The following is a 13,391-nucleotide window of genomic DNA, read 5'->3' as shown; positions in this document are numbered from 1 at the left end:
CTATTCGTGAGCTGCGCGGTGCGATAATTCTTCCGCATATTCTTTGCCGAGGTAATTATCAATCAGATAATGAGCAATATACAATACTGGTGTGAGCAAAATAGCGACTGCCGCTTTATATAAATAATTGATAGAACCTACCGAAAATACCTGCTTCAAATCCCAGTTGCCGAACACATAAAAAGCAATTGTGATCACGATAAAGCTGTCGACCAGCTGCGAAAACATGGTCGAGCCTGTTGCCCTGAGCCAGATGAAACGGTTACCCGTTTTCCTGCGCAGCCAGCTGAAAACAAATACATCCAATAGCTGCCCAAGTAAAAATGCGGTGATCGAGCCGATCATAATCCCGAGCCCCTGATTGAAAATTTTGGCAAATGCATCATTGATATTGAACACATTACCCGAAGAATCGGTATTGTTCAGATCCAGCCAGAATTGTGCCGGTGGAAGCTTGGTAGCGGCGAATATGGTGATGAAAGTGTAAACGATCAACGCGGCTGTGAGGTAGGATATTCTTTTGACCCCTTTTTTACCGAAATACTCGTTGATAATATCCGAAGTGATAAATACGACCGGCCAGTTTACAACGCCTGCGGTCATATTGAAATCCAGCCGCTGACCGCCTATGAGGAGATTCGCAGGCGGAATTCCCAATAATCCTTCTACGGAAAAGATTTTGCCGCCGGTTATTTCTGCGATCAATGCGTTGGTCAGGAATATGCCGCAAAGCACGAGAAACAGTTTCTGCTTTTTCGCTTCCTGAATCGTAGAGTCCTGCATAGCCGCTAAACGATCATATCTTCTACGGTGCGCGTCGACAATACCCGTCGGTTTTCAAGGAAGAATTCCAGCTTATCTGCCGCCTGGTTCAGCTCGTCGACAGTTGGCAGGAAAACAATGCGGAAATGGTCGTCTGAAATGTAGTTGAACCCGGTGCCGGCCACGACCAATACTTTCTGATCACTTAACAGGTCGTAAACGAACTTCTCATCGTTTTTAAGACCGAATTTTTTCAGATCAATTTTTGGAAAAACATATAGCGAACCTTTCGGTTTTACGCAGGAAATACCTGGAATGGAAACGAGCCGGTCGTAAATCAGATTCATTTGCTTGTACAAACGCCCGCTAGGAGCAACCAGCTCTTTGACACTCTGATAACCTCCTAATGCAGTTTGAATCGCATATTGAGTGGGAACATTCGCGCAAAGCCGCATGCTCGCGAGCAGCAGCAAACCTTCTGAATAAGATTTTGCTTTGTGTTTCGCGCCGCTCAAAATCATCCAGCCGCCGCGAAAACCAGCCGAGCGGTAGTTTTTGGAAAGTCCGCCGTAGCTTACGCAAAGCGTATCGGTTACAAGTGAGCCCATCGGATAATGCACGGCCCCGTCGTAAAGAATCTTATCATAAATCTCGTCGGAGAATATGATCAGCCCGTGCTCTTCGGCGATTTTGGCAATGCGTATCAATACGTCTTTTTCGTATACCGCGCCGGTAGGGTTATTAGGGTTTATTAAAACAATCCCTTTGGTACGGGAAGTGATTTTCTTTTCAAGATCGTCCAGATCCGGATTCCAGTCAGCGGCTTCGTCGCACACATAGTGCACGGGAGTACCGCCGCTCAAAGCGATTGACGCGGTCCAGAGCGGGTAATCTGGCGAAGGAACCAGGATTTCGTCTCCCGGATTAAGCAGCGCCTGCATTGAAAGCAGGATCAGCTCACTTACTCCGTTTCCAATGAAGATATCATTGATCTCCACATCCTGAATACCGATCGTTTGTGTGTAATGCATGACCGCTTTCCGTGCGGCAAAAAGTCCTCTCGAATCCGAATAACCCTGCGCATTGCGCATATTCATGATGATATCGTGTACGATCTCGTCGGGTGAATCGAAACCAAATGGCGCGGGGTTGCCGATATTCAGATTATGTATCTTATAACCCTGACTTTCAAGCTCCAGCGCTTTTTGGTAAGTAGCGCCACGAATTTCATATTTGAGATTGTTGAGGCGCTGGCTTTTGAGGAATTCCATTACTTTGTTGTTCGGTCGATTTTTTCAAAGTTAAGCAAATATGTCAAACAGACGATCCTGAGCGGGATTTGCCTATCGGTTTCTAAGGCTGTCGATAATCACCGACATCAATAGAAATCCCGTCACTCCATAGAAGAATGGACTGATTTCCCAATTCTGGATCCGAAACAAGACCAGCACAGCAATCAGTCCCACAAGTAAGATCATTGACAAAATCCGAAAGACCGTAAGGTACGTTTTCATAGTTTATACGATTGATTGAAAGGTAGATAAGAGAATAGGAGCTGTAATATAATAAAAGCCGACCAATTGGCCGGCTTTTAAAAATTACTTGAGGAAGTTAAAATTATCTTGGCGCTTTAAACGTCCATGTATCTACCCAGCTGGCGCGAATGTGAGGCGGAGCAGCTACTGTGCTTGGCTGGATCATCCGGTAACTGATTTCTATTTTTTTAGCAGCCGCATCGTATACGTTTTTGCCCGTAGGATCAAGCTGACCTGACCTTGTATTCCCGGCAGGTTGCCCATAGTAATTGCTAACGCTTACTATTTTATCAGTCGCAGGATCAAACTTCACAACCGGGGCGAAAGAACCATATCCGCTTACGCCCGTTCCAGTCCAGAACGGGATGAATGGAGAACCCCAGTAGATGTAATCCACTACAACACACTCAGTAGCAGAAATAGTCTCCAATGTATATTCAAGCGCATCTCCATGCTCCGACATACTGATAAATGCAGGATTGGTATAGTCTACCATTTTGCTAGTGACAGTGTAAACTCCGTCATACTTGTTCTTAGCATTTACACTCAAAAGAATGGTCCCAAAATTACCGCTAACTACGCCGGAAGACACAGACTGAATTTGAATCGGCAGCACATAGCTCTTTTCGAAATCAAATTTGTTGGGCATCACTTTCAATGTCACAGTAGCTGTGCGCTGGCCTTTCGGAATCACAACAGAGGTCGGCATTGTATAAACGGCTGGCTCAATTAGATCATACTCGGTGTGCTGCTCCTCGTTATATTGACTAAGTGCTGATGTATCTATTCCAAGGTTTACGGTTATATCATTAGGCGCAACATCTGCACCTGAATAACTAACAGTGATCGGATACTCACTTTCGTCGGCGAGATCAAATGCCCTGGTATACAGAGAATATGTACTTCCGCTGGGGGACACAAAGCTCGACGGATTTTTGAATTCGACTACATTGGTCGAAGTATCAGGATCCAGGTTCATCTCGTCTTTCAGGCAAGATGTGAAGGCTAGACCAAAAAGGAATAAGCCCGCTATTTTTATTGAATAGTTCATAATAAATTTTTCAGTTAGGATCCCAGAAGATCAAATCGGTAAATGGGTTAATCACTTTGTAATTTCCAGCATTGTACGATTGCTCGGAAGTAGGGTAAAGAATTCTTGAAGGAAGCTTGTCGGCGCGCGTAGAGGTCGAAAGCTTCGAGGCAATGTTTTCAAAACCATCACCACCCGGCACGGTAACAGGGTAGCCGGTTCTTCTGAATTCATTATAACCTTCTTCCGAATTGATCATGTTTACAGCAATCCATTTCTGCGTAATGATTGCTTCCAAACGCTGAGCAGGCGTTGTGGCCAACTTGATGTTTACAAGATAGCTGTCTGGATTTTCGGCTTTGTAAGCAGCCACGTCAGCGGTTACGTTCTTGCCTGCTGCAACCACGTTGGTCACATCTTTGTACAGGTAAGTATACGATGCAGCAATACCTGAGTCAAAACTTGCTGCGTAGTCACCAGTAAGGAAGCCCTTCAACCGGGCCTCTGCCTGTAAAAACTGCGATTCTGCAAGCAGCATTAGCACTTGTCCCTGACTTGCTCCTTTCAATACGCCAAGTGCATTACCAATACTTGAGGCGCTGCTGAACGTTCCAGTATACCAGGTAGAATAGTTGGTGATGATAGTTGGTGCATCCACTTCGTTTCCAAGCTGGTTAACCGGCGTGTTGGTTTCGAAGTTTTTGTAGACCACTGCACCTCTTCCGGTATCCGTCAGCTTTTGACCTTTGTAAAATCCGAACGCGAATTGCGTTGGAATGCGGGAAGAGTTGGCAAGCGTACCGGTTGTAGTATAACCCCAGGAATTCCAAAGCGGATTTGGCTTGTCTTTCACATATCCGGGGTTAACGATAGCATCATCGGTAATAAATCCAAGCGTTTTGTCAAGCGCGGCAAATTCGGTGGTTACAAAAGAGGAAAGCGACGCAACACCTGAAACACGCACCAGAATGCGGAGCTTGATGGTGTTGGCAAACTTCTTCCATTCCTCCATATCACCGCCGAACATCGGATCAGACGAAGAATTCAGCGCTGCTGGAAATTCTGCTGCATCAATCAGGGCGATTGCCGCATTCAGTCTGGTTACCAAATCCTGGTAAATGGTTGCCGCATCGTCATACTTAGGCGTCAGGTTTGCATTGTTTTGCAAAGCTTCTGTGTAAGGAACATCTCCAAATGCATCAACCAGTTTCTGGAAATTATAAGCGACCATGATGTTGGCGGCCGCATTGGCATAAGCCTGCGTATCGTCTCCTTCCGTCTGATCGATTACATATTTATAATCGTTCAGGTTGTCGTAAGTATTTACCCATAGAGCATTATAGTTATCCGGGATCAACTGGTAATTAAACAAGTTTCCAAAGCCGGAAAAGCCACCTGCATTGGCCATATAGCCACCGAAATGCACGCCATAACTATTGAATTGGCTCGATACCGAGGCTGTGCCAGTGATAGCAGCAGGCAAAACCAACAGCGGCTGTACGCTCGTGGCCTGGTTTGGGTTGGTATTGATATCGAGATAATCACTACAAGATGAAAGTACTGTGACTAGCAGTGCCAGCATCCAACTGATGTTATATCTTTTCATTGGTATTTAATTAGAATGTTAGTGATAATGTGCCGCCGAAGTAACGAGCAGGCGGTGTTTGGCCAAGGCTGGTGAAACCAACTGCATTGCTGTCCGAACCAAGTGCGCTATACTCAGGATCTGTGTATAGGTTTGATTTTGGAGCCCAGATAAATAGGTTTCTTCCCTGAATGCTGATACTTGCACCTTTGATAACTTTTGTTTTATCAAGCAATCCAGTTGGCAGCTCGTAGCCAATGGACGCCTCACGCAGTTTCCAGAAGCCCGCAGAGTTGGTGTAGTTTTGGCCAATGTTAGTATTTCTTGTTCCATCAGTCCAGAAGTCAGCACCGCCGCTTCTTACGGCTATATTGGTGTTTTCAACATATTCGCCTTCTGCATTCAGATAAGAAGAATTTGGGATAACAAAACGATCCCTGTTATACCAGCCGGTACGAACGCCAGCGCCAGAGAAGTCATAACCTCCCGAAACTGAGTTGAAAATGTAGTGGCCATTACGGTATTCAAACAGCAGGTTCAGTCTCAGCTTTTTGAAGGTAACACCACCATTTATACCCAGAATATGCGGCGGGTTGGTAATACCCACATCTTTAAACGTACCATTTGTCGATGGATAGCCAGTCTTTGCATCAACAATAATCCTTCCCTGATCATCACGGTTGTAATCAGTCACCTGAAGAAGCGGGAAGGGCTGACCTACTTTTGCAATTACCTTCGCAGCAGAACCGGAAGAACCAACGCTCAACTCATTGGATTGAGCGGATAGAGAAAGTACCTTATTCTGGTTGTAAGTGTAATTGGCTCCCAATTGAACTTGCAGACCTGACGCAGTTTTGATCGGTGTGATGTTCAATGTCGCTTCAATACCCTTGTTTTCAACTTCTCCAATGTTCGTTCTCAAAGAGCCATAACCCGTAGAGTTTGGGATCAAAACGGTAATGGTTTGGTCAACAGTATTGGTTTTGTAATATGTAATACCACCACCAATGTTCCATGGACGGAATTCAAAATCGATACCGCCTTCAATTCCTGTTGTAATCTCAGGTTTCAGGTTGGAAGACACAAGCGTGTTGTCCAGTACAAAACCGGCGCCGCTGGTATACGGGTAACCAAAGCCTTGCGAGAATGTGCTGCTCAGTGAGTAAGCCCCAAGGTTGTTCAAGGGAATAGGACCAAAATCTCTGTTATTACCCAAATTAACCTGTCCAACCTGCGAGTAACCTGCCCTCAGCTTCAAGCTTTCCAGGAATTCTGAATTTGCAAGTCCGGGAATCGCATCGCTGGCGATGAAGGAAACGTCGGCAGAAGGGTAGAAGAAGGAGCGGTTTTCTTTCGCCAGGATCGAGCGCCAGTCATTTCTAGCAGTGACGTGCAGATAAAGATATTCTTTAAAACCAAGACGGGCTTCTCCATACACACCGATCTGTCGCGCTTTGTAATTGCCTTCATTGGCAATTGGTGGGTTCAAGCTGTTTCCGACATTGTAAAGTCCGTCAATAACCAGACCGTTTGCTACCACACCCATCGCCTTAGTTGCATTCTCGCGAACGGTTGTCCCCACTGCAACATTCAGGTTAAAATCTGGCGTAAGATTTGTTCTGAATTCAGCCAAAAAGTCGTTTACGAACTGTGTTGTATAACCTGCGTAATCGACAACTGAACCAGCAATATCCGTCTTAGAACTTCCTGAGATGCTTTTGGTATAATCCGTAAAAGTGAATTTGTTGGTATAAACTTTTCCTGACAAGTTACGCCCGCTCATACCCACACGGTAAGTAAATGTCAACGGTTTCACCGGGTTCCACTTCAATTCCATATTACCCTGCAAATAGTCGTTACGCTGGTCCCACCGGTTGTTAGACAATGTGAAATATGGGTTTTGGTAATATTCGTTGAAATAGCCATTCGGGTTAGCAAATGGATTGTTCTGCCAATCCTCATATTTCGTAACATCCACCTGACCTGGTGACATCAATAGGTTTTCATAAGCATTTCCTGTAAGGCTGCTTTGGTTCGTACGACCTGCAATAAAGTTAGTGTTGAATGACGCAGTCAGATTCTTATAGATATGACGAACCACGTTTGCACGCACACTGTATCTCTTGTATTTGTCGTACGGTACAGTTGATTTTTGATCAAAATACTGCGCTGACAAGTAAAACGTCCCTTTTTCGTCGCCAGATGTGACACTTAGATCGGTTTGGTTTGCGACACCCGTGTTCCAGAAATCCTCGCGGAAATTTTTTGAAGAATAAGGCACTGACTGGATAGATCCATCCTGCAAAGGCTTACCAATATTCACCATCGAACCGTCGTATGCCGGACCATACTGCTGGTTTTCGTAAGGTGTATAAGAAGGCACGTCATCCGGCGTCGTTCCTGATCCAAACCCGTTTTGCAGCTGAGGCAGAAAGCTCACTTTCTCAAGCGTAGTCGTGTTGGATATTTTAAACTGCGTCACACCCGACTTACCTTTCTTAGTAGTAACAATAAGTGCACCGTTGGAAGCGTCAGAACCGTATAACGCGGCTGCACCTGCACCATTCAGAACCTGGATATCTTCAATGTCTTCCGGATTCAGGTTTCCAAGAATGTCGTTGGTTGAGATAATGTTGTCGATTACAACCAGCGCCTGGTTGTTACCAGTTAGCGAGCGGTTACCGCGAAGTACCAAACGGTAATTCGGATTGACGCCGGAGCTTACACCCATTACAAGTAAACCAGGTACGCGGCCCGCCAAGCTGGCTGCGACACTGATCGGCTTGCCCTGTACAATGTCCTGCGCTTTTACCGTAGTTGACTGGTTTCCCAGCTCGCGTCGCTGGGCGGTAAGACCACCCGCCGTGATAACGACTTCATTCAATGCAAGTTCGTCCAATGTCAACACAACATCGAGATTACCGGAAGCCGGAGCTTTCAACTCCTGATTCAGAAAACCGACGAACGAGAAAATAAGGGATTGACCCGGGCGCGCATTGATGCTGTATTCGCCTTTGTCATTGGTAAGCGTTCCGGTGTTGGTACCGGCGACCCTGATAGAAACTCCGGGTAAAAATGACCCGTCGTCTTTGGAAGTAACCGTCCCGGTCACCTCTCTGCTCTGAGCGTACACCTGACTGCAAAGCAGCAGCAAGCCTCCCAGGAAGGGCAGTAGAAATTTTTTCATTAAGTTAGGTTTGTTATAGAATAATAAGACTGTAAAAATAATGTTTGTCCTGACAATTACAACAGCATATTCACTTATTTCGAAATAATCTTTAGACGGAAACGATCATATACTGTCAAATAGCACGTAAAAAGGGTTTTTGCCAAAATAATCTGTGAAATAGATTTGTCAATTTACGGTTACTCCTAATGTTGGATAAATTGTATTTTACTGATAATACAAAAAGGCGGACCGAAGCCCGCCTTTTGCATTATACTATAAGATGTGATCAGAACTTATCCCACCACAATTTGGTCGTTACCACGTCGCCTCCGATTGCACTTGCGGCAGCTTCGCGGTTTGCACCATTCAGCGTTTGCTCGTTAATCGGGTAGATCATCCGAACAGGAATAGCAAGTCCCGCAGGAGCATTACCACCGGTTGGAGGAAGCAATTTCGGGAAGTCTAATCTTCTCCATTCAACCCACGCTTCCCATCCTCTGTTATAAAGTGCAAGCCATTTCTGGAAACCGATTTTCTCTTTCCAGTTAGTGGACGCGGTTGCGTAAGCTACTTTTGGCTGTGCAAGGTATGCATTGGTTGCAGCTGTGATTGCGGCAGCAGGCTGGCCGATATTACCCAGCCAGTATTCGATCGAAGCGCCAACACCTTTGTTGTAATGCTCAGCAGCTGAACCGGCGATAAAACCTCTTTCAACAGCTTCCGCACGCAGGAACTCAACTTCTGAATAATCCAGCAACAAACCTTCCAGGTCCGGCTCGATGACGTTATCACCTACGTGAGAGAATGCAGAATACGTATTTGAGAATCCGTAAGCACCACCTACATATTCACCTGCTTCATTTGGAGTGAAGAATGCAGGAAGTCTTGGGTCTTTCAGCTCTTTCAATGGATTAACAATCGTTGCAGAAGCTACAAAATCCTGGCGGCTGGAATACAGCGGATTCAGGTTTTGTGCGATCACATTGTAGTTCGGAGGAGTTCCGATGTATGGGAAAGCTGCATTGTCATTGTTCGAAGTAAATGCTTTCGGTGCGGCTTCTGCTACCAGAAGTTTCGCTTTTGCAGGGTCGCTGTCGGCAATGACCATCGCCATTTTCAGTTTCAGTGAATTTGCAAATTTAGCCCACTGGGTCAGGTCACCTTCATAAAGCAGGTCGCCGTTTTCAAAAGGTACGCCATTCGTGCTAAACTTAGGAATAGCCGCATCCAAACGAACAAGCAGTGCATCATAAACTGTTTTCGCGTCGTCATACTTCGGCAAAACATTATCCGGATTCAATGCTTCCGAGTAAGGAATATTTCCGAATGTATTCACCAATGCAGCCCAGGCCATTATTTCCACTACTTCGATCTGCGCCAATTGCACGTCTCTGTTAGCAGGAACAATGAATTCATCTTCGTTAAGCAATCTGCGTGCTTCATTCAAATCAGAAATAACACCTTTGTAAAGTCCCTGCCAGAAAGCCTGAGGAACTGTACGTGCAGTAACGTTGTAACGTGGCTCATCCAGATAAGTGGTTGTTGCCCACTGTTGTACGTACAAACGGTAGTTGTTAACGTTTACGTTCGGGCTGGTCAATGTATCAGCAAGCCCTTTCAAAGCATTTGAGAACAAAGTCACCGGGGGCACTGCCGACGGACGCTTCGCATCCACATTGTAGTCGTCCAGGCTGTCGACGCAGGCCGTCATCAGCAGGATCGGAAGAAAGAAAATGATTAATCTTTTCATATAATTTTTATAAACGGAATTTAACATTGAAACCATAACTTCTAACCGCAGGGTATGCACCGCTTTGGTATCCACCAGCACCGTTCAGCAATCCTGAACCCAGGCCTTCTTCCGGATCCTGGAAATCCATGTTTTTGTGGATGATCCAAAGGTTACGGCCGATTACAGAAACATCAATTCCTTTAAACGCACGGAGTTTTGAAACGAAATTCTGTGGCAATGAATATGTCAACGCAACTTCTCTCAATTTGATATAGCTCGCGTCGTAAATGTACATCGCACGTGGAGGGTTGGTTGGGTAACCGTAAGCTGTGTTTCCGTTACCATCAGAGTTTTCAGCTCTTACATCGTTCGGAGTTCCGTCAGCTTTAACACCAGGGAACAATACACCACCTGGCTTGTCAGTCAGACCTAATTTTTTGCCGTCAGCATCATAGTTGTAGGCAGGGTCTCTTTTTGGGTTACCCAATTCGTTCAGACCGGCAGTAACAGGATACATACCTGTTCCTTCTCCATACCATTGATCCAGTGACCAAACATCTCCACCGTGACGAATATCAAGCAGGAAGTTTAACGTCAACGATTTGTACTTCAAATTGTTGGTGATACCACCAATCCAGTCCGGGTTAGGGTTACCAATGATTTTGTCAGAAGCTGCAGTTGCTGCATAAGTACCATTCGAGCGAACGATTTTCTGACCATTTTCATGGTATTCGAAGTCAGTACCGCGGATGATACCAAATGGCTGTCCAACAGCAGCATTCAGTGAAACACCACCTTGCAAGCTGGCTACCGGAACGTTTTTCACGTCTTCATACAGGCTGATAACCTTGTTTCTGTTACGCGCAAAGTTTGCGCTCACTGTCCACGAGAAGTCACCAGTTCTTACCGGAGTTACGTAGGCAGAAATCTCGATACCCTTGTTTTGTACTTCTCCTGAGTTGATATACTTGAAAGCAAATCCGGTTGCAGTTGAAATAGATACCGGAAGGATCTGATCAAGCGTTTGTGAGCGGTAGTAAGTGAAGTTAAAACCTACGCGGTCTTGCAGGAATGCAGTTTCCAAACCGAATTCATAACTTTTTGTACGCTCAGATCTCAGATTTGGATTGTTTTTCGTGTTACGCAATGTAAAGTATGGAGTTGATCCGATACCCGTAGGTTTGTCATACACATCCAAAGTACTTCCCCAAGGTGCGTCATTACCCACCTCAGCGTAGTTTGCGCTCAACTTGCCCATTGTCAACCAATCCGCTTTCAAGCCTGGAAGGTTTGAGAAGTTGAAGTTAGCTCCGATCGCAGGATAGAAGTAAGTGTTGTTGTCTTTTGGAAGCGTTGAAGATTTGTCTTGTCTTGCTGTAAGGTCAAGGTTGATCAAGTCTTTGTAACCAAATGAAGCCTGAGCATAAATACCGTCTACACCAATGCGCTGATAAGTTTCTGACGGCGCTTCGATTGGGTTGATAGAGTTAAGCAGGGAGTAAAGTCCCGGTACAACCATACCGCCATTCGTTTTCGCTCTGATCGCATTCAGTTTAGATCTGCGCATGCTTCCACCCGCCAAACCTGAGAAATTGATATCTTTTGTGATCGCCTTGCGGAAATTAACGATAACATCCAGGTTAGTCTCGTTGAAACCTCTGTTGTAACGGCTGTATTCTGCCGGGCTGGAACTGTTGAATGCAATTCTTTCTTCCTGGAAATCCTGCGTTCCGTTGTAAGCGAAACGACCTGTTACATCCACCCAAGGAGCAAGTTTGTAAATCGCCTGTGCATAACCGAAGAAGTTATCACGGGTATCGTTCGAATAGTTCTGGTAGCGAGAGTAATATGGGTTCTCAGAGTAGATAGGACCATTGTTCTCGAAACGTCTTGTCGGGCTTGCCCAGTTCCAGGTTACGTTTTGTTCGTTTCTGAAATAAGCATCTTTTTGTTCCAACAGATCCACATTAGTCTGGAACCACTGTCTGAACTGCTGGTTAGGGTTTTTACCATCATAACCAGTTCCGTAGCGACCAAGACCTTTAATTTGCGAGTAGTTAGCGTTAGCCTGAACGGTCAGTTTTTTAGACAAATCAAAAGAAGCTGAGAAGTTGAATAGGTTTTTGCCCAGTTTACTGTTTGGAAGCACACCTTTTTCATCATTTCTTGTATAACCAACTTTGAAAGTTGTGTTTTCTCCGCCACCGGTGATGCTTACACTCTGGTTAGAGTTAACGCCAGTTTCATAAAATGCATCAGGTCCGTTTGCAGCAGCAACCCATGGAGTCATTTTTTGATAGGTAGGAGAGCTTGGATCCAATGCATCCCACTGATAAACCATCACAGAAGGATCGAATTTTGGACCGAAAGAAGCATCTGCATCGAAAAGCGTAATATTGCCTTCACCTGATCCCAGGTTTCCACGATAGAAACGGGTTTTTGCACGGTCACCATCGTAACCTGCACCGTATTCTTTCTGGTATTTTACAAAAGTCGATTTGTCGATCTTACCCCAGGTAACACCACTGTTTACTGTGACGTCGAAGCTGTTTTTGCGACCTTGTTTGGTCGTGATCAAAATCACACCGTTTGAAGCACGTGAACCGTACAATGCAGTAGCGGCAGCACCTTTCAAAACGTTCACAGAAGCAATGTTGTCAGGGTTAATATCCGCAGCAGCATTACCGTAGTCAGTTCCCGCACGACCAGTTTGTTGATCCGAGGTATTTGTATTCGCATTGGAAACCGGCACACCATCGATAACCCACAGTGCCTGGTTGTTACCTGTAATGGATTTGAAACCACGGATAACCGCGCTTGTAGATCCACCCATGTTGTTGTTGGTCTTAATGTCCAAACCAGCCACTTTACCTGCAAGTGCATTCATTACACTCGGGTTACGTGCCTGCGTGATTTGCTCTGCATTTACTTGCTGCGCAGCGTATACGAGCTCGTTTCTTTTTCTTTCCTGACCAAGAGCCGTTACAACCACTTCCTGTAACTGGCTTACGTCATTCTTAAGAGAAACGTTGATCGTAGTCTGGTTACCTATTTCGATTTCCTGAGACTGGAAGCCGATAAAGCTAAACACCAAAGTAGAGCCTGACGCAGCTGAGATCGAATACTCGCCCTGCGTGTCAGATGTAGTACCCCGAGTAGTACCTTTCAAAGAAATGTTAACACCCGGCAGCACTGAGCCGTCTTCAGCGGTGACTTTACCAGTCACGGCGCGATCCTGGGCATACAATTGCGTGCTTAAGAGCACCATGCAGCCCAGTAAGGATAATAGATACTTCCTCATACCTGATTAAAGAATAGTTTTGTTACGTGAACACAATGTTGCAAAATTAATTATTAGTTTAACCATTACAACGATTCTATTGCGAAATTTCAAAATATAGTTTGGTATCACATACGTTTTTGGAAAATATTATAATTCAAATCGGGGTTTTTTAACGATTTTGTAAATGTTGAAAATTCTGTAAAAAACTGGGTATGATTATATAATTGTTAACATAACCCTCTGTTTGTTAACTTTTTCGTATCATTACCTTTAACTAGTTTTAACTTTGATAATT

General features: G+C 45.1%; 8 protein-coding genes. All 8 read right to left on the bottom strand.

Annotation, left to right across the window (positions count from 1 at the left end; translation table 11 throughout):
* Positions 1–783 carry a queuosine precursor transporter gene (locus KOD92_RS05750; protein ID WP_215232528.1) on the bottom strand — a complete coding sequence of 261 codons (783 nt, stop codon included), beginning with the start codon at positions 781–783 and terminating at the stop codon, positions 1–3.
* A 5-nt stretch (positions 784–788) separates the two neighbouring features.
* Complete coding sequence (locus KOD92_RS05745) at positions 789–2,033, bottom strand: pyridoxal phosphate-dependent aminotransferase (protein ID WP_215232527.1); 1,245 nt, start codon at positions 2,031–2,033, stop codon at positions 789–791.
* A 72-nt stretch (positions 2,034–2,105) separates the two neighbouring features.
* Positions 2,106–2,276 (bottom strand): hypothetical protein, encoded by a 171-nt coding sequence (locus tag KOD92_RS05740; protein ID WP_215232526.1) that lies wholly within the window; start codon positions 2,274–2,276, stop codon positions 2,106–2,108.
* A 103-nt stretch (positions 2,277–2,379) separates the two neighbouring features.
* Positions 2,380–3,348 (bottom strand): DUF1735 domain-containing protein, encoded by a 969-nt coding sequence (locus KOD92_RS05735; RefSeq protein WP_215232525.1) that lies wholly within the window; start codon positions 3,346–3,348, stop codon positions 2,380–2,382.
* A 10-nt stretch (positions 3,349–3,358) separates the two neighbouring features.
* Positions 3,359–4,933 carry a SusD/RagB family nutrient-binding outer membrane lipoprotein gene (locus KOD92_RS05730; RefSeq protein WP_215232524.1) on the bottom strand — a complete coding sequence of 525 codons (1,575 nt, stop codon included), beginning with the start codon at positions 4,931–4,933 and terminating at the stop codon, positions 3,359–3,361.
* Positions 4,934–4,943: 10 nt separating this feature from the next.
* Positions 4,944–8,099: a SusC/RagA family TonB-linked outer membrane protein gene (locus KOD92_RS05725; RefSeq protein WP_215232523.1), complete on the bottom strand. Its 3,156-nt coding sequence runs from the start codon at positions 8,097–8,099 to the stop codon at positions 4,944–4,946.
* A gap of 268 nt (positions 8,100–8,367) precedes the next feature.
* Positions 8,368–9,831: a SusD/RagB family nutrient-binding outer membrane lipoprotein gene (locus tag KOD92_RS05720; RefSeq protein WP_215232522.1), complete on the bottom strand. Its 1,464-nt coding sequence runs from the start codon at positions 9,829–9,831 to the stop codon at positions 8,368–8,370.
* Positions 9,832–9,838: 7 nt separating this feature from the next.
* A complete protein-coding gene (locus KOD92_RS05715) occupies positions 9,839–13,114 on the bottom strand; it encodes a SusC/RagA family TonB-linked outer membrane protein (protein ID WP_229254541.1) in 3,276 nt (1,091 codons plus the stop codon).
* Positions 13,115–13,391: the final 277 nt, after the last annotated feature.

Source organism: Dyadobacter linearis (assembly GCF_907165045.1).
Lineage (GTDB): Bacteria > Bacteroidota > Bacteroidia > Cytophagales > Spirosomataceae > Dyadobacter > Dyadobacter linearis.
The sequence above is the reverse complement of the archived record's forward strand: the minus strand, read 5'-3'. Positions and strand labels throughout refer to the sequence as shown.